This is a genomic window from Candidatus Flexicrinis affinis (assembly GCA_016716525.1).
GTDB lineage: Bacteria > Chloroflexota > Anaerolineae > Aggregatilineales > Phototrophicaceae > Flexicrinis > Flexicrinis affinis.
Window position 1 is genome coordinate 190,269 of the sequence record JADJWE010000007.1, and the last position, 25,485, is coordinate 215,753.

The following is a 25,485-nucleotide window of genomic DNA, read 5'->3' on the forward strand; positions in this document are numbered from 1 at the left end:
GAACGTCATGGAAGAGGTCGCCGGGCGGGTGCTCGTGGTCGATGACAACCGCACCAACCGTCTGATGCTGTCGGCCAACCTGTCCAAACAGGGCCACGACGTGGCAACGGCTGAAGATGGACGGGTGGCACTCGAAATGCTGTCCACCGGCGAGTTCGATCTGGTACTGCTCGACATCATGATGCCGGGAATGAACGGCTACCAAGTCCTCGAATCCATGAAAGCCGATGCGGACTTGCGAAACATCCCGGTGATCGTCATCTCCGCGCTGGACGAGCTCGACGCCGCGGTACGCTGCATCGAGATGGGCGCGGAGGACTTCCTCACGAAACCGTTCAATGCCGTGTTTCTCAAGGCGCGCCTCGAGTCGTGCGTGCGCCGGAAAAGGCTTCGAGACTTAGAACAGGCATACCTGCATCAGGAAATGATGCTTCGCCAAAGCGAGAAGCTGGCCACGCTGGGCCGGTTGAGCGCCGGTATGGCCCACGAACTGAACAATCCTGCTGCGGCCGTGCAAAGCGGGAGCAAGCAAATCCGCCAGCAGTTCGAAAAGAACCTTCGGCTTGGCCAGCGTCTCCGTCTGGACGCCGGCACGCTCGGCGGACTGGTCAATGCCGTGATGACGGCGGTCGCGACTCCGCAAGTGCTGGACTCGCTAACCCGGAGCGACTACGAACAAGAGCTTGCCGACTGGCTCGAGGGAAACGGCATCGAAAACGCATGGGAACTCGCCCCGGACGTCACGGCGATGGGACTGCGCGTCGCAGATGGCCAGCGCATTCTCGAACAGGTCGGGCCGGACGCGCTTGCCGATACGTTGGCGTGGATGGCCGGAAGCTACGCGATTCTGTCGGTGTCCAAGGAAGTGCAAGAGGCCGCACAGCGCATGTCCGAACTGGTCAAGGCGCTCAAGACCTACACCTACATGGATCGCGCGCCAGTACAGAACGTCAACATTCACGAGGGACTCGAAAACACACTGGTGATGATGCGCAGCAGGCTCGGCCACGGCATACAGATCAACCGCGATTACGACGAGTCTATTCCGGTTGTCGAGGCATTCAGCAGTGAATTGAATCAGGTGTGGACAAATCTGGTCGACAACGCCGCAGCGGCGATGAACGGTCACGGCCAACTCTCGATTCGTACTCGCCTGGCGCACGATCGGGTGGTCGTGGAGATTTGCGACACCGGCCCCGGCATTCCGCCCGACATTCAGCCAAAAATCTTCGATCCATTCTTTACGACAAAGCCGATCGGCGAAGGGACCGGGCTCGGGCTGAACATCAGCTACAACATCATCGTGCAGAAGCATAAAGGCGAGATTACCGTGGACTCCGAACCCGGTCGCACGTGCTTTACCGTGTCGATCCCGCTTCGCTTGTCGCAAAGCTGACACGCGACCGAACAGGTTGGTCGCACGTGTTGAACGATGTGGCCGTGCGGGCCAATTTTGAACTCCCGTGACGCGAATCCGGTCCAAGCGTATGTTCCCGTTCTCAATTAGTGCTTGGATACAGAATCTACTGCTGGCGCTGGCGCTTCCGCGTAACCGCGACGACCTCGCGGCCCTGATCGAACCAACGGTGCGCGTAGTATGGCCACACCGACTTACCCGGTGAGACGCCATACCGGTTGCGCATGTACGACGGCGTCGGAAAAGCGATACGCACAGCGCATCATGCACGGACATCGGCCGTAGGTTCGGCCCTACCCGCTCCCAGCGATTGCCGACACCGGTCAGCCGTTCGATTCGCGCCACGTCCGCGGGCGGTCTCAGCTAGGAGGTACCGCAACGGAAGGACGATCAGTCCGATCGGCACGACGCCCAACAGGCCGACCGTGACGTACGGCGCCGCGCTCAGACCGGGCTGTCTGCGGCGCGCCGGAGCCGGAGCAGCAACAGGAATGCGCGAAATCCGTACATAGAGTCAACCATCCAACACAGTTGATCGGATTCTTGTATGCGCCCAGAACATCGCCAGCAGGCAGTCTTCGCTGCGCTCGGCATTGCCGTGACCACCAGCCTGATCGTTTTCGCCACCTCGACCGGACTTGCGCGATTCTTTCCTGCGGCGATACTGCTGTTCAGTGGCTGTGCAGCGGCGCTGCTGCTTGCGCCGCGCGCCGACGAAGGACTACCGCCGCATCCGCCCGCACCGAATAGCCCGCCTGGTGAACCTACCGTACCTGAATCTGGGGCATGGACGCCGCGCGAGATCGAGATACTCGAGCTGATCGCCCAGGGCTGTTCCAACACCGAGATCGCCGCCGAACTAGTGATCAGCCACAGCACCGTCAAGACACACATCAACAATCTCTATCGCAAACTCGCCGTCCGCAGCCGGGTGCAAGCCCTCTCCCGTGCCCGTGCGCTTCAACTGGTATCGTGAGGGCACCATGAACTCGAAAGATCGCCTCATTGGAGTGACTGTTGTGTGGGCTGTATTCGGCCTATTTGCCGGCATCATTTGCCATCAGAACGGTGTGCAGGTCGAGGACATCCTTCTGACTGCGCTGTTGGCGGTCGTTGTGCTGCTGGCGACGGCTGAACTCGCCGGGGAGAACATCGTCACGAGGCTTCGCGCAATCTCCACCTATTTTCCACCCTTTGACCGATAGGACGCGCCGCCGATCCCCTGTAGCGTGAACGTCACGTTCAATGAGCTACTGGAGGTCACACCATGCGTTTCTTTCGCATCGTCCTGCTCGTCGCTCTACTCTTTAGTGGGGCGGCAATCCAGGCGCAGGACATCACCGAATTTGAAGAACCGCCGCCCATGCCGGGGCAGTTGATCGACGTTGGCGGCTATCGTCTTCATATCACATGTATGGGCGAGGGCAGTCCGACCGTCATTCTCGAACCGGGATTCGCCCGTTTTTCGTTCAACATGCGGGCGCTGCAAGAAGCGCTCACAGCCGAGACTCGCGTATGCGCCTACGACCATGCCGGGTTCGACTGGAGCGACCCCGCCCCGGCGGATACCCCCCGCACGACCCAGCAGTTGAGCGACGAGTTATTCGCCCTGCTGTCTGGCACGGAGATGGACGAGGCGTATATTCTGATAGCGCAATCGCTCGGCGGCTTCATCACCCGTTTGTTCGCCGCGCAGCACGCCGATCTCGTCGCCGGAGTGATCCTGCTCGACGCCACGCCGCCGGAATTTCTGCTCAGCGGTATCACCGCAGGACAGGATCAAGGACTGGAAGCACTTTTGCGGTCCACGCTGGCGATTGCTCAGGCGAATGCCTGGACGCCGCAGAATCTGTTCCCGGTGCTGTCTCTGACCAGCGACATCGCGCCAGACCTGCGGCGGGGGTTCATCGCGCTGGCGGTCAACCCGATCTATATCGAGACGGCGCTTGCAGAATGGGGCAGCCGACTGGCAAATGCTCAGAGCGTCATCGACGCGGGTGAATTGGGGGACGTACCCCTGCACGTGTTGGTGGCTGGCGAAAGGCTGGCGCTCGCCAGCGACGCGGACAGCGCATGGGTGCGCGGTCAGGCGGCTCAAGCGGCACTTTCTACGCGCAGTGAGCTGGCGTTCGTCGTCGGGGGCGGTCATGAGTACTATATCGACCGTACCGACGCCGTACTGGGCACACTGCGTAACCTGTTGATGGGACGCTGACCCAATATACACTGGGGGTGCACAAGTAAAGTCGTACGTCGTCACTGCGGCAGGGCGGCGCGCCCTCCGAGTAAGAACGTGATGCCATCATCTGCACATGCACTAAATGACATCGGGCCGGTCACGCGATGTGGCCGGCCCGAGCAGTACGGCGTGGGATTAGTCGACCTCGTTGGCCGCATCCTCCGCGGCGAGCGTGTCCCTCCGGCGGTCTATATCGAGCACCACCTTGTCGACGCGTCCAACATCGACGTGCTGCACCCGGAACCGTAAATCCGCCGCAAGGAGCAGGGGACCGATGCCCAACCATAAGCCGAACATCGTGTGGATCTACTGTGACGAGCTGCGCACCGATGCCCTCGAGTGCTATGGCAATCGATACGGCCGGATGCACACGCCGAACATAGACTCGATCGCGTCACGCGGCGTCCTGTTCGAAAACAGCTTCGTCAACTCGCCCGTGTGCGTGTCGTCCCGGACGAGCACACTGACCGGCCTCTACCCCGAGGACACCGGCGTTTACAACAACGAGGCCGCCAAGGCGGAGTATCGTCTCCCGCAGAACCACGAGACATTCCCGGAAGTATTCGCCCGTCACGGATACACGACCGCCAACTTCGGCAAGGTCCATCTCCCGCCCGGCCTGAATGCGTGGATGCACAGCGATGAAGACGGCGGGGAGATGCAGCCATTCTATGAGGGCGTTTCGCGCGAGGAACTGGACATCATCCACGTCCCGAACTTCCCTTATATCGTCATCGGCGGGCGCTACCCGGGCGATCGTCCGTATCCCGCCGATCCGGTGACCCGAAACGCGATACGGTGGCTACGGACCGCGCCTGAGCCGTTCTTCATGCGGCTATCCTACTTGCAGCCGCACACGCCTGTGTTACCGCCACCCCCGTTCGATCGGTTCTATGACTCGCTCGATTTCCCCGATGCGCTGACGAACGCCCAGCCGGTGAGCAAGTTCGAGGCGCGCTTTCGCGAAATCGTCGGCACTGACAAACTCACCCCCGAACAGATTCGTCGCATTCATGTCGAGTATTACGGATTGGTCGCTTGGCTCGACGCGCAGATCGGCCAATTTCTCTCCGCATTACGCGAAGCGAAGCGCCTCGACAACACGATTATCGTCTTCGAGTCCGACCACGGCACCTCGCTGGGGGAAGGCGGTCGGCTGCAGAAACTCACCTTTGCGCCCGAGGTGCTGCGCGTGCCGCGCATCATCGCATGGCCCGGTGTGATTCCCGCCGGGCAGCGCCGCGCCGATATCGCCGAAGGCGTGGACCTTGCCCGAACCCTGCTGTCGTTTGCGGATATCCCGGCGCCCGACCATCTGCGAGGGCGAAGCCTGTTCACGGATCCCGCGCCAGAAGCGGTTCATGCAACGGTGGGATATGGTTACACAAGCAGTCGCACGTTCCCGAGCTCGGCTCAGGGTACGCTGGACTACGAACACGGTTGGCCCCGCCGGACATGCATCCGGACACGGCGCTTCCGGTTCGAGATCAACACGCGGATCAATGGTGAGGCACCGCCATCTGAGCAGGAGGACGCGGTGCTGGTCGATCTCGTGATCGACCCGGACGAGACCGTAAACCTGGCCGACGATCCGCGCTACAGCGAGGTCCGGCAGACACTGCGTTCACTCTTGGACGTGCGGACACAAGAGAGTTACACACCGCCCGAGCATCTCACGACCGGTCGCTACGAGATGAAGTGATGCGCGCTCGGGTCGGCCCGTGATAATACGGTTCGATTTTGCAGAAATTGCGGTCGCCGGCGCGATCGCGCTGCGAGACGCCATGTCGGAAGAAGATGGCGTTCAGTCCGCCGTGGACGTCATTCGAGATGAGCTTTCCCAACGTCGCACAATGCGCTGAGGATCGGGGCCTGGCATCGATGCCATTTCATCTCATGCGAGGTGAACATCGTGCCGGAAGACGCGAATGGACACCCGAGCGGCGCATTTCGTCGCGCAGTCGATTATCGGCAGCGGAAACAGGAGCGAGGGATACGCAGTACACGCCGTCGGAAAAGAATGCTAACGCGGCATATACCGCCGACATCGCAAGCCGTGCGCTACCCGTTCTCGCCTGCTAGACGTGCGATCTGCAGCAGGGAGTGGCGGAAGACGGCTTGCATCTCAGGCGCGAGCGCGCTCTCCTCGATCTGGGCGATACGCTCGACATCATGAATCGCACGAATGATGCTGACGGGGATCTCGAGATTGCCTTCGGCGAATGAACTCAGGTATTCGACCGCACTGATCAGAAATCCGCGCATTTCATCGTCGCTGCGCGCCGTACGGAAGTATGCCGCGAGGCTTGGCGACAACATGGCACCGCGAGCGGCGGGGGGCGGCGCGCTGATCGACCGGTTGGCAGTGGCGGCGTAAAGGGCGGTACCGAGCTCCGAGAAGCTCTGGACCCGCTGATAGATCGACTTCTCGATCATCGACCAGATGTTGGTTCGCCATGTGTGAATTTGCTCAGGGATCGCGAGAAGTCGGGCAACGTCCGACCGCCAGTCGTCGGCGATAGTCCCGCTGACGTCCTGTACCATGGCGTCGAGGCGGGTGTTGAACAGATCGCGCTGCAGCAGGACCGCCAGATCCGGCCGCAGCGTGGGCAGAAGATCGGGTACGAACACTCCGTTGTCGAAGAAGTGGGTGACATTGACCCCATGGCGGCGCACCAGCTCTTGCTGGAACAGCGGCAAATAGCGCCGCATCGCCTCTTCATCCTCGCGCAGAGCGACAAGAGCCGAGTTGCCGGCGGGCAAGGCCGTTTCGACGGCGCGTACGAATGCCCCTTCTCGCTCCTGATAGATCCGCAGCGTGTTGAGAATCTCGTACACCGGCAGATGCGGCAGCAGGCGGTCGACGATGACGAGCTCACGTTCTGCCTCACGGAGTGATTTCTGGCTGAAACGCTCAAGCGCGCGGAACAGGCCGGTCGTGAGTTGGTTGACGCCGAGGATGGTCGTCTGTGCCTGGTTATGGGCGATGGCGCGCAGGAGGCTGCCCTGCTTCGACAGCGGGATGATCTCGGCGATGTTCGTCAAGATACGCTGACCGCGCTGGGCGCCGCTTCCCAGCGTCCGCCGGCTGCTCGGGCGATCGCGAAGCTGCGGAATCGAGCGCCCGATGAAATACGAGACGATGTGCAAACCGACCACGTCCTCTTCACGCCCATAGAGGATGTGACGGAAGCTGTCCGTGAGCTCGTCGAGGAAACCGGCGTACAGCGCGTCGCTGTTGCCGACTGTCAGCCGCTCAAGTTCTTGCGCGCTTCGGCTGCGGGCAATCAGGCGGCTTTCGCCGGACATTTCTGCAGCGCGAAGCAGATCGTCGCGGTGGACGGCCTGCGCCTCACGCACATGGAAGAGCAGGCTCACCAGATCGCGAACAGGCAGGGCCCGCAACTGCTCGGACACGTTGCTCTGGAAGGTACGCAGTTCGCCGCCCAGGAAGACGCCTTGCAGCGGCGTGACAGCATAAGAGGTGCTGCGGCGCGCCGCGCCGATCAGGCAGGCGTCGAACCGGGCCCGGGCATCGGCCGAGTCGCGAAAGGCTTTGGCACCAGCTACCTGCGAATAGTAGCCGCCTTGACGTTGCATCGGTTCGCCGCTGCCCATTTTGACTCGTACCACCTCGGCGCTGCCGTGTTCTACGAGCCATGACTGAATATCGTGCTTTGCATGTTGAAACAGGTAGGCGCTGTTGGCTTGGCTGACCTGCTGACTGAGGTCCGAGCCCGCGATGAACACTTCCGCGATGATCTCGGCAAAGCGCCCCCGGGCCGAGCCGGTCGTCTGTCGGCTTTGCGCTGCGTAATCCCAGACGCGATCAAGGTAGTCGCGGATGCCCTGTACCGACTTGAGGTCTTCGAACAGCGGGATCAGCCAGATCGAAGGCAAGTCGCAGCCGGGGTGCTCGCGATGCGCCTGTTCGAGTTGTTTACGCATCTTGCGATCGAGGGCAATCAACGCTTCGGGGTCAGTCGAGAGGCTGATTTGCAGCGCCAGCGTCATTCCGGGATTGTTGTGCTTGCCCGCGATCGAGTTGAGTTCGTGCAGGTTATGCACGGTCGTGTCGATGGCGAACTGATCGCGCGCAGTGATCATCGACTGCTGAATGCGCGGCGTGATGACGGCGCGTTGGAGGACGTCTTGAAAACTGACGACCTCACGCAGTAAGGGATCCGCGTCTCGCTGCGCCCGGATCGCCGGGATCAGTGAATGCAGCTCCTTGCGCAGCTGCCGGTTGAGTGCGAAGTAGTCGTCGAGGGAATCGCGCCGCTGCTGGCGCAGTTCGAGCATCTTCTGCTCGTAGCGATCATTGTGCTCGAAGCGAACCCGGGCCGGGTCGCGGCGCAGACGGAAGCGGGTCGCCCACTGGGCGACGCGGGACGACTCGACCGAGTAGGGCAGAATGCCCCGGTAACGCCGCTCGAGCTGATTGGTAAGGTCGGTAATCGCGTTGAGGATGCGGACGAAGCGCTGATTGCGCTGCTCCAACCGGTTCAACTTGTCCACCAGCTCAGGGCTCACGGCAATCGTCGGGTCGGCCTGGCGCAGCAGCGACAGGATACGCGCCATCCGCTGCACATTTGCCATGACGAGCATGGCCAGCAGTTGGTGTCCCTGTCCGGATGGGCGACTGCTGCCGTCCCAGTCGCTCCAGAACGACAGGAAAGGCTGCAGATGTGAATCCGTGAACAAGCCGGCATACTGCTCGGCGGACCCCAGCGCGGCCAGATCGAGCAGGATTTCATCGGCTTCCAAGCGCGACGTGATCGTGACGTTCAAGCCCAGATATTCGTGCAGCAGATCGCGGCGCGCAGTGGCAATCTGGCGCTGTGTCACCGGCGCGCCTGCGATCAGAGAGGAAATGATGGAGTCAAACGCCATCTCCGCCTGCAGCGAGTAGACCTGCGTTGGGTGGACGGTGCGATCGTATGACCGGCTCCTGAAACGATTTTGGCGTCGACTCAGCGAATCCTTCGTGAACTCGCGCTCCAGTCGATCGCCGAGCCACTGCCCGTTATCGCTCGCTGCCTTGCGCATCAGTTCATCGCTGATCAGGGCGCGTTCGAGCAGGCGCGTTCGAAAGACCGTCAGCCGTTCAGGTGCGTAGTCGTGCGTGAACTCGGCCTGTAGGCCTTTCGGTTCAAGTTGGGGCGCCGTCAACAGCCGCCGCCAGACCGCGAGGTCTCCGGTCCCCGCGAGGATGTCCGCGGTGATGGCGTCCATTCGCTTGCTCAGCACGTCGTAGCGATCCGTCGCGTGGGCGGGTATCCGATAGTGCGGCGTGCGCCGGTTGTAGCGCGCCTGTTCTTCGGCAATCAGCCGGTTCAGGTCGATCAGCAGGCGGCGCGTCTTCGCCAAGAGCGTGTCTGCGCCGTCGCTGCCGCCCAATGTCAAGCGGAAGGTCGTCCGGGCCGTCTCGAAGCCTTTCTCCGTCCGTGCGAACGTCGATAGGGGCAGCAGGCCGATCCCGCGCCGGGCCAGTGACGAGGAAAGCCAATCGAGCGATAGTCCGGCCGGGAGCGTCGCAACCTGCAGGAGAGGATACATACTGCCGGTCGGCGGAATGACCATCATGCGGTACGGGTTGCGATCGGGCGGTAGGTTCTCGACCGCCATCAGCAGCGCGCGCGTACGCTCAGCGAACAGGGCATTACGCAACTGCCAGTACACCTGTGCCGACCGCGCACCCCCGCGATAGAAGAGATAACTAATGAGTACGGCCGCGACATTGGGCTGAATATGATCGTTAACCGCCTCGAAACGCGCACGCAGTGTACGGTCGCGGATCTCGACCACGGCCAAGCGGGCACCGGCCATGCAGTCGGTCTTTGAGACCGAATGCACGGTTAGGACGCGGTCGGCCTTCGAGTCGCTGACATGGCCGAGCCGGATCAGCTCGGACACGATCTGGCGGACCGTCTTGATTTCGGGCAGATCGTTCGCCGCGACAACGTTCTGGTAGGCCAAATCGTCGATCACGGTGATATCGTTTTCCAGGCAGAAAATAAACAGCTTGCGCAGCGAGTCTTCGGCGAAGATACGGCCTGTCGCATTGTGCGGGTTGTTGATGGCAACTGCACCCCGCCGTGCCCAACCAGCATCCTGTCGAAGCAATGCCTTCAGCTTGTCGATCATGGCGTCGGTATCGAGATCAAGCGCCGGTGTCAACGGAACGGCGTGAACGACCGGGAAGCACTGCTCGTACGACCAGCTCAGGTCTGGAATGACAACCTCGGATATGCCGCAGTGAAAACCGAGGATGCCCAGCGCTGTGCGTGACGAGCCGCTTGTAACCCTACAAGCGTGCGCATCGTACTGCGGCTGATGGCGCACAAACGCGCTGAGGAAGCTGCGCTGCAGAGCGCGAATCGTCTCCGGCTCGTGCAGCGTGCCGATCAGGAAATCGATCAGCGCGCGCGCATCGAGCATGGCGAACTCGTCGAACAGACGGCTATCACGCACACCCTTGATCCGTGCCGAGAACCGTTCCGCATTGGCCTCCAACGTGCGAAGGGAACGCTCGATCGCCGCGGAACGGGTGCCGATCAGCGCGTCCAACCGCCGGGTTACAGAGCCGGCAACACGCGGCAGAGCGCTCTCGTGTGCACCTTCGAAATATAGTCCTTCGAACGGCGTAGGCGCCTCAGGCAGCGGGAGACGATCCGCACTGGGACTGGACGGCGACTGCATGTCGAGCAGCAGACTGAGCAGCTCGACTTCGGACGCGGACGGCGTACCTTTTAAGTTGAAGTGGACGCTTTCGAGTGCTGCCAGCAGATCGGCGTTGCCGGCGACGAATACGAGCGAAAGCGAATGCAGGCGCGGCGCGAAGATCGCCGGCGTCAGCAGGCGGACAACGCGCTGAACCAGCTTGACCTCGCGTGCCAGCGACAGGTGGTTGGGCGCATTGCTGGCCTCGATGAAGAACAGCGGATGGCTGAGGCTGAGGACGCGCAGCCGACGGCGTGTCGCTTCGGCCGGCACGTCACCGAGGACCAGGAACGTCGGCATCCGAGGAGACTCGGTCAGCAGTGTCTCGAGCGCTGCGCAGACCGCCGGTTCTTCGTCAGGCAGGTTGGAAAACTCGAGGTTCGGCATCGCGCGATAGGCCGATGGCAAGCGCTGTTGGAAGCAGACGACGCGCGCCGGCACTGCCTTGAGGTACGACGAAAGCGTGAAGAGCAGGACGCGCAGCGTCTCCTGAATACCGCCGGATGCGAGGATGATCTCGCGCCGGCCGGACGTCTCTCCAGTCTCGTAGTGCAGACCTTCCTGCTGGCCTTCCAGCCACGCGCTGAACGTCTTCACGACACCGTGTGGCGCTTTGGCCGCATAGCCACCGCGCGGCATATAGGGCCCGCTTCTGTTGATGGCCCGGATCAGAAAGTCAAGCTTGGGTCGGTCCGCCGCGTCCCACGCCAGATGGTCCATTAGGCCGTCGGGATCACTGTCAGTCAGCATCTCTTGATGGATGTCGATGCCGAGCGCCGTCCGAAGATAAGCGGACGTCAGGCGTGCATCCTGAAGCGGATTGCCGATGTGGAAATTGATCCGTTCCTCGGGCGAGACGGGAGCCGCCGCCGTGGTTTCACTCACCTCGGAGACGCGCGCGGCACGCAACGGCTTGAGCCGGAACAGCGCGGCTGGATCGCTGGAGTCAGGCATGGTCGTTCATCGCTATCCGGGCGTTCCGGCGTGGACGGCACGACTCGGTTTCACTCTAGGCCTCGTCGCTGGTGTCGGCGTCTTTCTGCAGCAGGTTGCGGAACATGGTAATCAACGACGAGCCGCCGGCGGAGACATCCTGTGGCGTCAGTGAAATGACCGTCCGGGCGTTCTTCAGGTTCTGGCTGGCTTCAGCAAGACGTGCCGCCTGCGGCGTCAGCATCAGCAGTTCCGGGCTGCTCATCAGGACTTCCAGTTCTTCCTTTTCGAAGGCTAAGCGCAGCCGGCTGCGTTCCAACTCGTCAGTAATCCGCCGCCGCGCGAGCTCGGCCTCGCTGTCAAACTCGATTTTCTTGAGCTCGGCGCGTTTCAGCTCGAGTTCATGTTCCAGCTTGGCGATCTCCTCATCGGCACGGAACTTGGCACGCGCGGCCGCAACGCTCGCCTGATGCTTGAGCTGTTCGGTCTGCTCGAACAGACGGGCTTCCTCCTGCTGCGACAGCGCCTCGCTGATCTTGGGATCTGTCGGGTCGAGCGACTGCACGGCGAGCGAGATCAGGTCGACGCCGAAACGCTGTGCGATCTCCTCGATGTGTCCATTCAGGTGCTTGAGCACGCCCGCCGATGAGATGTCGCTGATCGGCGAGCGCTCGGTGTACTCCTTGACCAGACCCTGCAGGACGGTCTTGACCTGTTCGACGGCCTGGATGACGGCATCGGTCTCCCATCCGCCGACGTGCATCAAGGCGGGGAGGTTCGCTGGCGACGGGGCTGCCGCGCCGACCAGCTTGACACGTACGCCGAGGTTGCCGACCGCGACGGCATCGACGGTGAGTTGAATCGGATAGGTCGTACGTTTCATCGTAAGGCTAAAGTGCCGCGGGTAGAACGCACCGGTGCGAGTGCGAATCTGCCCATTTGACTCGTAGAGCACGATCATATCTGGTCGGCGGACGCGCAACTCGAAGAGTGCAAGCGCACCCGCGACCGCGATCAGAATGCCGATAACGACCAAAATTGCGTCCATCGATTGCTACCTCAAGCGAGCGGGAAAGCCTGGCTTATGGGCCTTAGGTTCATGGTCACGGCACAAAGCGACACGCGTCTTGCACGGGTCGCATTGTAGCGCGAATCCATCGTCTGTGAACGGGTCAGCCGACCCGAAAGAATCGCCAAGTTTAGCAGCTCACGTTGTCCGACAGGCGATGACGCGGGACACTAGAAACCGACGTATGCCTCCCCGGGCTGTAGCGGCGATCGCGTCTTGGTCTGTCTCCGTGTGATAGATGGAGCGACTGTACTCCTCAAGCTAGAACCGCGCAGGTCAACAAACTATGCTGGCAGAGACAGAGTCTCTGCCAGCATGCTCACTTGACGATTGGCCATGATCCGGTATCGGTTTTGAGGATAACGGGACCCTGCTGTTGAGCCTCGGTGGGCACCGAGTCGCTGTTCACGATGAGCAGCGCCGACCGGTTGCGAGTGATGAAGTGCCATAGCCACTGCACAAACACCAGCACCCGGTTCTCTACTTCCGCCAGATACATCAGGTGAATGTAGAGCCAGACAATCCAGGCCGGCCAGCCGGAGAGGCGAATCCTGCCGATGTCGGCCACGGCGGCCCCGCGACCGATAGTTGCGATGGTACCCCGATCCGCATATCGGAAAGCACCCACGGCTTTGCCTTGTAGACGACGCTCGATAAGTCTTCCGACGTATCGTCCCTGCTGGATCGCTACCTGGGCAACTCCTGGGAGTGGGTCGCCAGTCTGGTGGTTGAAGTGAGCGAGGTCGCCGATGACAAAGACATTGGGATACCCCGGCAAGCTGAGATCAGGCTCGACCATCACACGACCACCTCGGTCTAGGTCCGCATTGGTTTCCTTCGCCAGCGCCGCACCCAGCGGAGATGCCTTCACACCTGCTGCCCACAGCACATTTCTGCTGGCTATGAACTCCGTCTGTCGATCCCCCGTGCTGATGGTCACACCCTCGGCATTGATGTCCGTCACCCGCCTGCCGGTCATGACCTCGACGCCGAGCCGCGACAGCGATGCTTCGGCCTTGGCCGATAACTCCGCTGGATAAGTGGGCAGGACACGCTCGCCGCTCTGCACCAGCACGATGCGGACATTGGAGAGATCTACGTTACGAAACGCCGGTCTGAGCGTTTCGTGGGCCATCTCGGCTAGCGCTCCGGCCATTTCCACTCCGGTCGGTCCTGCGCCGATGACGACAAAAGTCAGCCAAGCACGAATCAGTTCTGGGTCACGGATCCGCTCAGCAGTCTCCAGCGTCTGGAGAATACGGCGGCGAATGTCGGTGGCATCTTCGACCGTCTTGAGGCTCGGTGCCCAGTTCTTCCACTGGTCATTGCCAAAGTAGTTGTCACCCGAACCAGCGGCAACGACCAGCGTATCGTATTTGATCGGGCCATCACGCAGGATCACCTTCTGGTTGGCGATGTCAAAACCTGTGACCTCACCCATGAGTACCCGTGTGTTCTTCTGCTTCATCAGCAGGCGACGCAGAGGTGAAGCGATGTCACCTGGAGATATCTCGCCAGTTGCCACTTGATAGAGCAGCGGCTGGAAGAGATGGTGATTGCGCCGGTCGATGAGTGTGACGTTTACGGGCAAATTCCCCAGCTTCTTGGCGGTGTACAGTCCGCCGAAACCGCCACCTACGATGACGACATGATGCTTGTGCATGGTTGACTCTCCTCATTGAGTGTGTTGGCGACTGAAAGACCGTGTCTCATACGTCTGGTGCGACCTTCATTCGCAGCTGGTGTGTTCGTGTATGGACGGTGAAGACTGCCGCCTAGAACCTGTTTATGGCGTTCGGTAGCGTAGATTCAGGGAACGCTACGGGGATGAGCGCGATGCCATCCCCATAGCTCCTGCTGGTTGAGTGCAGCTCTAGCGCTGCATGGAGAGGAGGATCTGCTCGGTGTCCAGGATACTGGCGTTGTCTGGTAGCCAAGCGTTCTCGAACGTGGCGACGATGTATCGGGACGGGAAGAAGCCGACCACCTTCGCACGCGTTGCGCCCACATTGCGCAAGTTGTGTGGCACCATCGTTGGAACCAAAGCCAGGCTTGGCCCTTCGACGATGGTAGTCTCGTCCCCAACCGTCACCTCGACACTGCCCGCCATAATCAGCAGAATTTCTTCCGCGCTGTCGGTATGGGAGCCGAGTTCATTTCCGGCATCGAGCTCGAAGTAGACGACCGACGTATTCTCGTTTTCCTCTGCTCCCAGGAAAGGAAAGGTCGAGTGCGCGCGCTGCCCCGGGACGTTTTCAGTCCACGTGGTGCGCAGCGGCAGATCATTGAGCTTTACAGACAACATCCTGATTCCTCCGTGGGTGTGATACTGGCGATTGTGCGATCTGTGACGCACCTATATCACCAGTATCATCACGAGGGGGATGAAGTTTCATCCAACTAAGGTTGAATCTGTTGTTCCGAGAGGTCGAAAGTTCAGAACAAAGAACGCACCACCGACAGGAAACATATACGCGTGGTATAAGGATCTGAGGGACTCTCAGGGGAGAAGATTGAGTTCTCGTGCACGGACAACGGCCTGTACACGGTTGGTTACATCCAGCTTGCTATAGATGTGATTGACGTGGGCTTTTACCGTTCCCACCGTCACGATGAGCTTCTGTGCGATCTCACGATTCTGCAGACCTTCGGCGATGTAGTGGAGAACTTCCTGCTCACGCTCGGTCAGCGGCTCGACCGAGAACTGCTGGAATTTGGGCGTGTAAGGATGCTCCCTCACGCTAGCAGCTTCGGCGGGTATTTCAGGGAATACCTGAAGGAGGCTTGAAACGACGATGTCCAGTTCAGGAACTTGTGTATCAGGCAGGCGTTCAAGTTTGAATTGTTCGAGCAGGCCGAGGCTTAGCAGCTGCGTGTCGTGAGAGGCGGCGGGTTGATGGGCAACGAGAGATAACAGCGTGGCCGCGCGATCCATCAATCCGACACGCGCCAGCAACTCACCGATGTTCATCAGGATGGTCAGGATGAAAGAAACGAACTGGATTTCGACTGCGATTTCAAGTGCCCGTTTCAGTTGATCGCGCGCTGCTTGATAGTCGCGGACTGCCATGGCAGTGATCGCAAGACCGTTGCGTGCCCGGGCGCTCCCTCCCCGATCGCTGATCTCATCGTAGATCGTCAGGCTCTTGTGAAAGAAGATGCCGGCGTCACCATAGGCTTGCTGCTGAAGCGCAATTTCACCGAGATGATTCAGCGCCAGAGCCATGCCTTCCGGATCATTGAATTCCTCGCGGATCGTGTAGCTGGCTTCAAAATACTGGCGCGCGGTCTGGTAGTCCCGAAGCGCGCGGGCAATAGTGCCCAATTGATTAAAGGTATAGGCCATAAACCAACGATTGCCCGTTTCGACCAGAAGGGCGTAAGACTTCTGCGCGTACCGTTCCGCGCTTTTGTAGTCTCCTAGTCCGATCGCAGCCTCAGCAAGCAAGTGATAAGCAAGCTGACGATTATTGGGATGTGGGTAGGTTTCGCTCGTCTGACGCGCCTGCTCACCGTACTGCAGCGCAGCAGCATAGTTACCACGAATCAGGGCCAAGATACCCAGATTGAACGCGGGGTCGGTTGTGAAACCCGCCACGGGCGTTATGCCCAGTCGGTGGTAAGTAGCTTCACATTCCAGCAGGATCTGTTCTGCTTCTGACAGGCGACCAATCCGCAGATAGAAGCCGGCCAGATAGTGACTGATAAGCAGCTTTGTGCGTTCGAGACGTTGGGTTGGCTGCTGACGGCCCAGAGATGCGACCGCCTGCTCGAAACTCACGGCGGCCTCTTGATAATGACTCTGCACCTGACCGTACTCTGCGAGCGCAGTTGCTCCTTGTTCGATCAGCGCGACTGCGGCGTGCTCGACAGCCCATTGCCATGCGGTACGCACGTTGTCCATATCGGCCTTCAGCGCGGCAATCCCCTCTCGCTGTCCCCCACCCATGATTGAAACTTCCCAGTGTTTTAGAAAACTCATGAAGAAGACGCTGTGCCGCTCCCGGACACGCTGCATTTCGTCCGGTATCGCGCTCAATTGCTCGGCCGCGTACTGCCGCACCAATTCGTGCATCTGGTAGCGATCACCCGATGCGTGTTTCAGCAGTGACTTGTCGATCAGCACGGAGAGGATCGGAATGGATGCCTCTGCGACGTGCTCAGCGGCTTCCCATGTGAATCCGCCTCGGAACACTGCCAGCCGCTTGAAAACCGCGTACTCCACCTGTGTAAGCATGTCGCACGTCTGGCGGAAGATGATCTGTATGCTGCGATGACGTTCAGGCAGGTTGCGGGCCTTGGCAGTCAGCAGGCCGAACCCTCGTTCGATCTCGGCGGCGATCTGCGCACAGCTCAACGTGCGAGCCCAAGATGCAGCCAGTTCCAGCGCTAACGGCATCCCGTCAACATGACGGCAGATGCGGATGACGGCTTCCTTGTCATTCTCAAGCCCAAAAGACGGATTGAGCCGTTCGGCGGTTGCTGCGAAAAGCTCGACCGCCGCATAAGTTCGTATGTCACCGGCGTGGTGATCCATAGGATAGGACAGGCCCTCCAAATGGTGAATCCATTCCTCGCGTAGGTTGAGCGCTTCGCGCGAGGTGATCAGTAGCTTCACGGCTGGCGCTGCTGCCAGCAGCGGTGTCAACAGCAACGCGCCATCGAGCAAGTGTTCGAAGTTGTCCAGCACCAGCAGCATGTGTCGGTTTTTGAGGGAATTGGCGATTTGCTGAAATGGATCACCGGAGACCGTCAGGTCGATGGCGTCGGCAATTGTGTGACCTATTAAGTCGACTGATGAAATCGGCTGCAGGTCAATCCAGCGGCAACCATCGTCAAAGTGATCTTCGGCCAATCCGGCGACATGAAGGGCAAGGCGTGTCTTGCCGATGCCGCCGGGACCGACCAGAGTCAACAGGCGACAATCGGGATTCTGCAGCGAACGGAAGACGGCGGCGGTTTCCTGCTCACGTCCAATGAAGCGAGAAAGCTGTTGACCCGGCTTCCCGTCCTGCCCTGATACTCCTTCTGGCATTGCTAATCCCCGCCCAAGGCTTTAGCAGATTACGGCCTCATCCAAGACGTTACCTTGAACTGCAGTTGGGGTCGTCTACACGGAGGTCACCGGACGAGCTGTCGCCATGGAAACCACATGCGAGCCAACCGCATGAATGAGACTCGAATTGTAACCGCATTTATCGTGTGGAAGGACGTTTTGAGCGTGAATCTGAACGCGGCAGATTCGTCTTGGGCAGCAGTGCTTGCAGGTCGATGTGATAACAAGGAGACGCTGCCCTTGTGCGTTGTGCCTCCAGATTCCCTGACCCTCGTGGCAGGTCGTCGTGCACGTCACCGATGCGGATGACTTGCCCGACATCGCTTTCGTCGCCATTGAGGAATGCGACGGGAAACGAGATTCATCGTGCGTCGTCGCTCTCCTCAGTCCACGCGTGGTGTCGACTTGGCCTGACTGAATCGCACCCAATTTGGATGTGAGCGCATGACGATCGCTAGCGAATCGAGGCTCATTATCGTCTGATATCACGGGCGCCACACCTCTGCCACGTCATCTATCGACAGCGGTTGATCACACTCATATCCAGCGACTGAGATCGAAAGCAGCGAGGTCTGCGCAATGTGGCGGCGACGGATTGACGAAACATGGGGCGAAAAACAAAACAGGCGGCGTCTCCGCCACCTGTTTGCGTGAAGTCCTAGGATGTGGGCAATATAGGACTCGAACCTATGACCTTCTCGACGTCAACGAGACGCTCTGCCAATTGAGCTAATTGCCCTTGATACCCGTAGTGTATCGCAACCCCCATAGGCGGTCAAGGGCATCCGCGCTTATACAAGCAGCCCCTGCGCCTCGTACCAAGCCGCTGTGTCGATCAGGCTTTGCCGCATGTCGATCTCCGGCGCACCGAACGTCTGCCATGCCTTGTCAAAGCGAAAGTACACGCCGCGCGCACTCAATCGCACCTGATTAGCGTCCAGCGGCAGATCAAGCCCGATGCGACGGCCGAGTGCCACCACGCCGGCAATCAGCGGGCTGACGACGCGCGGCACCGGGACAATCGAGCGCGGCACACCCACCACATCGGCGATCAGGCCGAACCATTCGCGATGCGTGTAGTTTGCCGTCCCGAGCAGATACCGTTCGCCCGGTGTCCCGTCTTCGGCGGCGCGGATTTGCCAGCGAGCTACATCGCGCACGTCGACATAGCTTGCTCCACCAGCCGGAACCGGCATCCAGCGACCGCGCTGTCTCGCCTCGATCACCATGCTTCCGCTGATCTGGTTCAGATCGCCCGGCCCCAGAACCACGACCGGGTTGACGATCACCACCTCTTGGCCGGCGCGCACGGCTTCACTTACCAACCGTTCGGCAAGGACTTTGGAGTACCCGTATGGAAACCGTTCGGGCGGGAGGTTGAATGGCACCGATTCATCGGAGGGTCGGTCGTCCAGCAACCCGACTGCGGCCGCGCTGCTGGTGAACACCACCCGCTTCACGCCGGCATTCCGCGCCGCAGACAACACGTTGGCCGTGCCGTCCACGTTGATCCGCATCATTCGGCCGGGGTCGGCGCGCCAGTAATCGGCGACCGCAGCAACGTGGAACACCCAATCGCACCCGTCAACAGCGGCCCGCAGGGCATCTGGTTCAACCACGTCGCCGTAAGCCGGCTCATGGTCGACGCCTTCGAGTGCGGCGGTCTTGGAGCTCGTTCGCATCAGCACGCGCACACTGTGACCAGCATCCGAGAGCGCACGTGCTACGTGCGAGCCGACAAACCCGGTGCCCCCGGTGACCAATGCGCGCATGGCGTCTCCTAGTTGGGGAAGTTGGTAACTTGAAGGCCAAGCAGTCCCTTGACCGCATGCCAATGAATGGCGGCTAGTTCATGGACCAGCGAGATCGCCGTCCACTGCAGCCGCACGCGATTGCGCGGCACCGGATAGCGCGTGTGTTCGATACCTTCGCCGCTGAAGATCCACCCGGCCCGCAGCATGTGGTAACTGTCGGTCACAATCACGGCGCGCTGCCAACCGCGCGCGGCCATAATCGCTTTGGTGTTGATCGCGTTCTGTTCGGTGCTTCGGCTGCGCTCCTCAAGGATGATCGCCGAATCGGGCACACCTTCACCTAGCAGGATCTCGCGGCAACCTTCAGCCTCGCTGCGGGTCTGATTCTCGCTGACGCCGCCGGTACAGACGATGACAGGGGCATATCCTTCGCGGTACGCCTGAGCCGCCACCAACGAACGCCGCCAAAGCGCGTCGCCCGGGCGCCCGTCGCGGCGAAGACCGGCTCCCAATACAATGATGACATCCGAAGGCTCGGCGTTGTTCTGATCGCCAATGGCGAGTGCCGCCCCGACGATGCCGACACACAGCACGCCCCACAGTCCGATGCCGACCAACGCGCCGACCAAGAGCCGGCGGCGGCGGATTCTGAGTCGTCTCAGCAAAAGAACTCGATGCTCCACATAACCTGCGGGCATTATACGGGACGCGTGACCGGCCGACTAGCGCGCTGCCCGACGCCTCACGAGCGCTTACCCGCCTGTGCGGACGCCGGACTTAGCCGAACAGTCGTGTCGATGGCGATAGTCCCAACACGCGCCTGACGAAGTACCACTGGAGCGCGGTTAGCTCACGGCGGATCGCGACATCATAGGCTCCCACGTCCAGGAACCGGCGCGATACCGGGAACCGCGAATGCGCAACGCCCATCTCTGAGAAGATAAGCGTTGCACGCGGCATGTGAAAGCCGTCGGTAACGAGAATCGCGGATCGCAAGCCCAAGACATCCATTAACGAGCGGGCATTCACCGCATTTTCTTCGGTGCTGCTGCTATTGTCCTCGAGGAGGATAGCATCCGGTGGAACACCTTCCGTAACGAGAATCTCACGGCAGGCATCGGCTTCGGTGCGTTCTGCCATACCGGTTCTGCCACCGGTACACATCACCCGGCCAGCCAATCCAATGCGGAACGCCTCGGCCGCGCGGCGGGCCCGGCGCTGGAGCGCAACCCCGGCCGATCCATCGTTCTCCAACCCTGAACCCAGCACGATGATCACATCGGCAGGACGTGCGTTGGAAATCTCGCCTAAAAACCCGGCGCCGGTCTGGATGCTTGAACATCCAGTTGACCAAAGGACGAGCGCGATCAGCGCTGTGGGTACGAGTGTTCGCACGATGCCTCGGGTCACGCGGTATGCCTTGCCATTAAACTGCGGTGTCAGAATTATAGTACGACATTGGCAAACGACTATAAGCGTTTCAAAAATCGGGCAAACAGATGCAATCGATTGCTTGCGAAAAAACGTCCAAATGGCTACTATCGGAGCGATCCTGCAGCATCGACGATTGCAGGTCATGGTCGTAAAACGGTTGACAGAACCCGCCCGGCTTGGGCGGATAAGAAGTGTTTTCAGCATGCTGCGTGCGTCCCATTATGACGATAATGCAGCCTATCTTCTGACCGTCTAGGCAGTTGGCCGGAATGTTTCAGCCGTGATTGCGGCGGTAATCGCGGTTCTTTTGATTCAGGAGCCCTACCGGTGCCGGTCGTCACCGCTGTCGAGGTTCAAAAGCGCAACAAGGAACGGGTCAACATCTATTTGGACGGGTCGTACGCCTTCAGTCTGAACATCGTTGACGCCGCGTCTTTGCGCACGGGCCAAACGCTCAGTGACAGCGACATCGCCGCGATGCGCGGCGAGGATGCTGTCGTGCGGGCCGTCGACAGTGCTGCCCGGTTCCTCGGGTATCGCCCGCGCAGCGTGTCCGAAGTGCGCCGAAATCTCAAAGACAAGGACTTCGAGGCCGGCATTATCGACGCCGCGATCGAGCGCCTTGAGCGCATGGGATACCTCGACGATACGGCATTTGCGCGGTATTGGGTTGAGAACCGCACTCAGTTCAAGCCGCTCGGCTCATCTGCCCTGCGCTTCGAACTCCGTCAGAAAGGGGTCAGCGACGCCGTTATTCAACACGCGCTCGCCGATCTAGATGATCAACACGGCGCGCGTCAAGCCGCCGAACCTCTGCTGCGACGAATGCGCGGTATCGACCGCCGTACGGCGCGGCAGAAACTCAGCACGACCCTTGCCCGTCGCGGCTTCGCCTTTGAAGACGTCCGTTCCGCGCTCGACGAGCTGTTTCAAGATGTCGAGACCGACGACGAAACGTTTTTCGCAGGCGAGGATGGCGACACCGAGCACGAACCCTAAGAATGGACACTAGAGATGGAACCCATACTGGCAATAGCCCTCATCATCGTCGCCGCAGCCGCCGGCGCGGTGGGCGGGGTCTACGTCTACACCCGTCAACAGCGCGCCGCCGGCACGGCTGTCACACAGCTTGCTCAGGCAGAAGCGGAGAAGACCCGGCTGGAGGCCAAGGCGCAATCCGAGGCCATCCTCAAAGACAGTGAACATCGCAGCAAGAGCCTGCTGGATGAGACGGAGACGACCATCAACCGGCGCCGGCGCGACCTCGATGCTGAGGAAGAACGGCTCGCCCGCCGCAGGTCGGATCTCGATCAGCGGCTTGAGCGCCTCGAAAAACAGGATCAGAACCTGAACAAGCGGCAAAGCAACCTCGACCGGCGCGAAAACGATCTTAAGAAGCTTGAGCAAGAGAAGATGGAGGCGCTTCAGCGCATCGGCGAGATGACCCTCGACGAGGCCCGGCAGCAAGTGCTGGCGAAGGCCGAGCAGGACGCGCGCAACGACATGGCACGCATCATCCGGCAGGTCGAGGCGGAGGCCAAAGTCGAGGCGGACACGCGCGCCCGCGACGTGATCTCGTTGGCGGTGCAGCGTCTTGCCAGCGAACACGTCAGCGAGACGGCGGTGAGCGTCGTGCCGCTGCCGGGCGACGACATGAAGGGCCGCATTATCGGCCGCGCGGGCCGTAACATCCGCGCCTTCGAGATGCTGGCCGGCGTGGATGTCGTCGTAGACGACACCCCCGAAGCCGTGACCATCAGCAGCTTCGACCCGATCCGACGCGAGGTCGCGCGGCGCGCCCTGTCGAAGCTGGTCGTGGATGGCCGAATCCACCCGGCGCGCATCGAGAAACTCCTCGAAGACGCGCGCAACGAGGTCGACCTGATCATCCGGGAGGAGGGAGAGCGCGCCGCTTACGAGGCGGGCGTCCCGGGCCTGCACCCGGAGATTATCAAGCTGTTGGGCCGGCTCAAGTTCCGCTTTAGCTACGGGCAGAACATGCACGCTCACTCGATCGAGACATCGCACATCGCCGGCATGATCGCGGCTGAATTGGGCGCTAACGTCGAAATCGCCAAGGCCGGCGGCTTGCTGCACGACCTCGGCAAGGCCATCGACCATGAAGTCGAAGGCACGCACGCCATGATCGGCGCCGAGTTCTGCAAGCGCTACAGCGTCAACGCCAAAATCGTCAACTGTATTGCCAGCCATCATCACGAAGTCGAACAGGAGTGCGTCGAGGCCTACATCGTCGAGGCCGCCGACGCGATCAGCGGCGCACGGCCCGGCGCCCGCCGCGAGAACGTCGACAGTTATATCAAGCGCGTCAAGACGCTTGAAGATATCGCCAAGAGCTTCCCCGGCGTCGATTCAAGTTATGCACTGCAAGCCGGCCGCGAGGTCCGTATTCTGGTCAAGCCTGAGCAGGTCGACGAGCTTGGCGCGGTGCAGCTTGCGCGCGACATCGCCAAGCAGATCGAAGACACCATGCAGTACCCCGGCATGATCAAAGTGCACGTGATCCGCGAGTCGCGGCACGTGGAGTACGCGAAGTAAGGGGAATGCGGAGAGGGACAAGGGGAATGGAAGTAAGTTCTGCGCCCTCTGAACCCTGGCACGTGACAATCTGACAATGAAAGAGGGGCGGAGCCGTGATTGGCTCCGCCCCTCTTTGTTTGGATATTCCGAGCGGATGAACGTGGCGGGCGCTACGGAGCCAGAACTCCCTTTCGCCTTTCCACTTTCACCTTACCCCTACTCTTCGAGCAGGTCGCCGCTGACCGGATCGACACCGGTCGACAGCTCGCCGGAGGCCAGCATTGCGAGGATGTCTTCCATCTGCGCGGTGACTTCGTCCGGCACCGGCGCGTCGTGGGCCGGCGCGAAGCCAACGCCGTTGACCGACGCATCCATCAAGTACAGGGAGCCTTCGGGGAAGCTGCCACCCAGCGCCAATACTTCGATCATGTCGTACACGCCCTGATCGACGCGCTTGACCGCACTGCTGATGATCTTGTCCGCATTGGGCGCTTCGCCATTACCGAACGTTGTGCCGTACTCGTCCTGATCGACGCCGATCACAAAGGCACCCAGTTCTGCCGCCTGCACGATCGCGCCAGAACCGGTCGGGCCACCCGCGCCAAACACGACATCGACGCCCTGCTCGCTGACATACGCTTCCGCGGCTTCAGCGCCCAGCTGCGGGGCTTGGAAGTCGGGGATGTATACGCCGAACAACTCGATGTCCGGGTTGATGTAACGCGCGCCCTGCTCGAAACCGCTGCGGAACTTGCGGACGGGCGGGATGTCGATGCCGTACACACCGCCGACCTTGCCGCTTTCGGTCGTCAGCGCGGCCAGCGCACCGGCAAGGAAGCCGGCCTGATCTTCGCGGAACTGAATGCCGACAAGGTTGGGCAGGCTCGTCTCATGGAACTGATCGACGCCGATGAAGTACACATCGGGGTTATCGGCCGCCGCCTGTGCCGTGGCACCTGTGATCAGGAACCCGACCGTCACAATCACGTCGAACCCTTCGTCAACACAGGTGGCGACGTTCGCCTCGTAGTCGGTCTGAGCGGTCGTCTCGATGTAACGATTGTCGAGGTTGTAATCCGCCGCTGCCGCAAGCATCCCCTCATACGCGAACTGGTTGAATGTCCCGTCGTTGACACGGCCGATGTCCGTCACCAAACAGACCGACTCGACCCCACCCATGCCCATGCTCATGTCCATCTCGAGCAAGTCACCGGTCGCCGCATCGACGCCAGTGGTCAATTCGCCGGATGCCAGCATGTCGTAGACGTCCTGAACCTGTGCGATGACCTCATCCGGAACCGCCGCATCGTGCGCCGGAGCGAAGCCGACGCCTTCAATCGACGCGTCCATGAGATAGAGGCTGTCTTCGGGGAAGCCTACACCATCCACCAGCGCCTGAATCATGTCGTACACGCTGTTGTCGACGCGCTTGATCGCGCTCGTAATGATGCGATCGGAATTGGGCGCTTCGCCGTTGCCGAACGTCGTGCCGTATTCGTCCTGATCGACACCAATGACCCACGCGCCAAGCTCAGCGGCACGAACGATTCCACCGCTGCCAGTCGGGCCGCCCGCGCCGAATACAACGTCGACACCCTGCTCGCTCACGAACGCATCCGCGGCTTCAGCGCCCAACTGCGGGGCCTGGAAGTCGGGGATATAGACGCCGAACAGTTCGATGTCTGGGTTGATGTAGCGCGCGCCCTGCTCGAAGCCGTTGCGGAACTTGCGAACCGGCGGGATGTCGATGCCGTAAACGCCGCCAACCTTGCCGCTTTCGGTCATCAGAGCAGCCATCGTACCGGCCAAGAAACCGGCCTGATCTTCACGGTACTGCACGCCGACGTAGTTGGGCAGGACTTCCGGCGGGAACTGATCGATGCCGATGAAGAAGACGTCGGGGTTGGCCTTCGCCGACTCCACCGTTGCACCTGTAATCAGGAACCCGACGACCACGACGACATCGAAGCCTTCGTCGACGCACGTCTGGAGGTTAGCCTCGTAATCGGTCTGCGCCTGTGTCTCGATATAGCGCGAGTCGAGGCCGAAGTCCGCCACGGCGCGCAGCAGACCTTCATAGGCAAACTGGTTGAACGTGCCGTCGTTGACGCGACCGATATCCGTCACCAAGCATACAGATGTTATTTCATCCTGCGCTACCGTGACCGTGCTCAGGCCGGTCAGCAGCAGTGCAGCAACCAAGAGTAATGCAAACAGGCGAGTTCTCATGAAGTCCTCCAAAGACCTCTGTAAACAAACATACAGCGAGCCCGCGTCTCGAAGACACAGGCTCGCCATAGTTTAGCTTGACTTACCGGGTGC

At 60.7% G+C, this 25,485-nt stretch carries 18 protein-coding genes and 1 tRNA gene; 8 read left to right on the forward strand and 11 right to left on the reverse strand.

Going from position 1 to position 25,485, the window contains the following annotated elements; genetic code table 11:
- The first annotated feature begins 7 nt into the window (after positions 1-7).
- Positions 8-1,396, forward strand: coding sequence for a response regulator (locus tag IPM16_18425; GenBank protein ID MBK9125078.1), 1,389 nt, complete (start codon positions 8-10; stop codon positions 1,394-1,396).
- A 127-nt stretch (positions 1,397-1,523) separates the two neighbouring features.
- Here the strand turns inward: IPM16_18425 and IPM16_18430 are convergent, their stop codons facing one another.
- Positions 1,524-1,673 (reverse strand): hypothetical protein, encoded by a 150-nt coding sequence (locus tag IPM16_18430; protein MBK9125079.1) that lies wholly within the window; start codon positions 1,671-1,673, stop codon positions 1,524-1,526.
- Positions 1,674-1,964: 291 nt separating this feature from the next.
- Here IPM16_18430 and IPM16_18435 point away from each other — a divergent pair, with 291 nt between their 5' ends.
- The 5 genes from IPM16_18435 to IPM16_18455 all read left to right on the forward strand — a co-directional run bounded on the left by IPM16_18435 (position 1,965) and on the right by IPM16_18455 (position 5,358).
- A complete protein-coding gene (locus tag IPM16_18435) occupies positions 1,965-2,393 on the forward strand; it encodes a response regulator transcription factor (protein ID MBK9125080.1) in 429 nt (142 codons plus the stop codon).
- A gap of 7 nt (positions 2,394-2,400) precedes the next feature.
- Entirely contained in the window at positions 2,401-2,622 is a 222-nt protein-coding gene (locus IPM16_18440; protein MBK9125081.1) for a hypothetical protein, read from the forward strand.
- 62 nt (positions 2,623-2,684) lie between these two features.
- Positions 2,685-3,632: an alpha/beta hydrolase gene (locus IPM16_18445; protein ID MBK9125082.1), complete on the forward strand. Its 948-nt coding sequence runs from the start codon at positions 2,685-2,687 to the stop codon at positions 3,630-3,632.
- 81 nt (positions 3,633-3,713) lie between these two features.
- Entirely contained in the window at positions 3,714-3,905 is a 192-nt protein-coding gene (locus IPM16_18450; protein ID MBK9125083.1) for a hypothetical protein, read from the forward strand.
- Between the two features lie 25 nt (positions 3,906-3,930).
- Positions 3,931-5,358, forward strand: a complete 1,428-nt coding sequence (locus IPM16_18455) for a sulfatase-like hydrolase/transferase (GenBank protein ID MBK9125084.1) — start codon at positions 3,931-3,933, stop codon at positions 5,356-5,358.
- A 359-nt stretch (positions 5,359-5,717) separates the two neighbouring features.
- Here IPM16_18455 and IPM16_18460 read toward each other — a convergent pair whose 3' ends face one another.
- The 9 genes from IPM16_18460 to IPM16_18500 form a co-directional block, all read right to left on the reverse strand.
- On the reverse strand, positions 5,718-11,333 hold the full coding sequence (locus IPM16_18460; protein MBK9125085.1) for a pyridoxal phosphate-dependent aminotransferase: 5,616 nt from the start codon (positions 11,331-11,333) through the stop codon (positions 5,718-5,720).
- Between the two features lie 55 nt (positions 11,334-11,388).
- Complete coding sequence (locus tag IPM16_18465) at positions 11,389-12,360, reverse strand: hypothetical protein (GenBank protein ID MBK9125086.1); 972 nt, start codon at positions 12,358-12,360, stop codon at positions 11,389-11,391.
- A 340-nt stretch (positions 12,361-12,700) separates the two neighbouring features.
- Complete coding sequence (locus IPM16_18470; protein MBK9125087.1) at positions 12,701-14,044, reverse strand: NAD(P)/FAD-dependent oxidoreductase; 1,344 nt, start codon at positions 14,042-14,044, stop codon at positions 12,701-12,703.
- A gap of 210 nt (positions 14,045-14,254) precedes the next feature.
- Positions 14,255-14,686, reverse strand: a complete 432-nt coding sequence (locus IPM16_18475) for a cupin domain-containing protein (protein ID MBK9125088.1) — start codon at positions 14,684-14,686, stop codon at positions 14,255-14,257.
- Positions 14,687-14,881: 195 nt separating this feature from the next.
- A complete protein-coding gene (locus IPM16_18480; protein ID MBK9125089.1) occupies positions 14,882-17,416 on the reverse strand; it encodes a tetratricopeptide repeat protein in 2,535 nt (844 codons plus the stop codon).
- A gap of 687 nt (positions 17,417-18,103) precedes the next feature.
- Positions 18,104-18,176 (reverse strand) — tRNA-Val (locus tag IPM16_18485).
- A gap of 52 nt (positions 18,177-18,228) precedes the next feature.
- On the reverse strand, positions 18,229-19,209 hold the full coding sequence (locus tag IPM16_18490; GenBank protein MBK9125090.1) for an NAD-dependent epimerase/dehydratase family protein: 981 nt from the start codon (positions 19,207-19,209) through the stop codon (positions 18,229-18,231).
- Positions 19,210-19,217: 8 nt separating this feature from the next.
- Positions 19,218-19,856, reverse strand: coding sequence for a YdcF family protein (locus IPM16_18495; GenBank protein MBK9125091.1), 639 nt, complete (start codon positions 19,854-19,856; stop codon positions 19,218-19,220).
- 112 nt (positions 19,857-19,968) lie between these two features.
- Positions 19,969-20,829, reverse strand: a complete 861-nt coding sequence (locus IPM16_18500; protein ID MBK9125092.1) for a YdcF family protein — start codon at positions 20,827-20,829, stop codon at positions 19,969-19,971.
- A gap of 123 nt (positions 20,830-20,952) precedes the next feature.
- On the opposite strand from IPM16_18500, the gene IPM16_18505 reads away from it, so the two are divergent.
- Both IPM16_18505 and rny read left to right on the forward strand, forming a co-directional pair.
- Positions 20,953-21,624, forward strand: a complete 672-nt coding sequence (locus IPM16_18505; GenBank protein MBK9125093.1) for a RecX family transcriptional regulator — start codon at positions 20,953-20,955, stop codon at positions 21,622-21,624.
- 15 nt (positions 21,625-21,639) lie between these two features.
- Positions 21,640-23,181, forward strand: a complete 1,542-nt coding sequence (gene rny / locus IPM16_18510) for a ribonuclease Y (GenBank protein MBK9125094.1) — start codon at positions 21,640-21,642, stop codon at positions 23,179-23,181.
- 198 nt (positions 23,182-23,379) lie between these two features.
- On the opposite strand, the gene IPM16_18515 is transcribed toward rny, so the two are convergent.
- Entirely contained in the window at positions 23,380-25,392 is a 2,013-nt protein-coding gene (locus IPM16_18515) for a BMP family ABC transporter substrate-binding protein (protein ID MBK9125095.1), read from the reverse strand.
- Between the last annotated feature and the right edge of the window lie 93 nt (positions 25,393-25,485).

What these genes read in the sequence shown, in the direction of transcription:
- IPM16_18425 (MBK9125078.1), top strand. Translation starts at nt 8, where the DNA reads ATGGAAGAGGTCGCCGGGCGGGTGCTCGTGGTCGATGACAACCGCACC.
- IPM16_18435 (MBK9125080.1), top strand. Translation starts at nt 1,965, where the DNA reads ATGCGCCCAGAACATCGCCAGCAGGCAGTCTTCGCTGCGCTCGGCATT.
- IPM16_18440 (MBK9125081.1), top strand. Translation starts at nt 2,401, where the DNA reads ATGAACTCGAAAGATCGCCTCATTGGAGTGACTGTTGTGTGGGCTGTA.
- IPM16_18445 (MBK9125082.1), top strand. Translation starts at nt 2,685, where the DNA reads ATGCGTTTCTTTCGCATCGTCCTGCTCGTCGCTCTACTCTTTAGTGGG.
- IPM16_18450 (MBK9125083.1), top strand. Translation starts at nt 3,714, where the DNA reads ATGCCATCATCTGCACATGCACTAAATGACATCGGGCCGGTCACGCGA.
- IPM16_18455 (MBK9125084.1), top strand. Translation starts at nt 3,931, where the DNA reads ATGCCCAACCATAAGCCGAACATCGTGTGGATCTACTGTGACGAGCTG.
- IPM16_18460 (MBK9125085.1), bottom strand. Translation starts at nt 11,333, where the DNA reads ATGCCTGACTCCAGCGATCCAGCCGCGCTGTTCCGGCTCAAGCCGTTG.
- IPM16_18465 (MBK9125086.1), bottom strand. Translation starts at nt 12,360, where the DNA reads ATGGACGCAATTTTGGTCGTTATCGGCATTCTGATCGCGGTCGCGGGT.
- IPM16_18470 (MBK9125087.1), bottom strand. Translation starts at nt 14,044, where the DNA reads ATGCACAAGCATCATGTCGTCATCGTAGGTGGCGGTTTCGGCGGACTG.
- IPM16_18475 (MBK9125088.1), bottom strand. Translation starts at nt 14,686, where the DNA reads ATGTTGTCTGTAAAGCTCAATGATCTGCCGCTGCGCACCACGTGGACT.
- IPM16_18480 (MBK9125089.1), bottom strand. Translation starts at nt 17,416, where the DNA reads ATGCCAGAAGGAGTATCAGGGCAGGACGGGAAGCCGGGTCAACAGCTT.
- IPM16_18490 (MBK9125090.1), bottom strand. Translation starts at nt 19,209, where the DNA reads ATGCGCGCATTGGTCACCGGGGGCACCGGGTTTGTCGGCTCGCACGTA.
- IPM16_18500 (MBK9125092.1), bottom strand. Translation starts at nt 20,829, where the DNA reads ATGCTGAAAACACTTCTTATCCGCCCAAGCCGGGCGGGTTCTGTCAAC.
- rny (MBK9125094.1), top strand. Translation starts at nt 21,640, where the DNA reads ATGGAACCCATACTGGCAATAGCCCTCATCATCGTCGCCGCAGCCGCC.
- IPM16_18515 (MBK9125095.1), bottom strand. Translation starts at nt 25,392, where the DNA reads ATGAGAACTCGCCTGTTTGCATTACTCTTGGTTGCTGCACTGCTGCTG.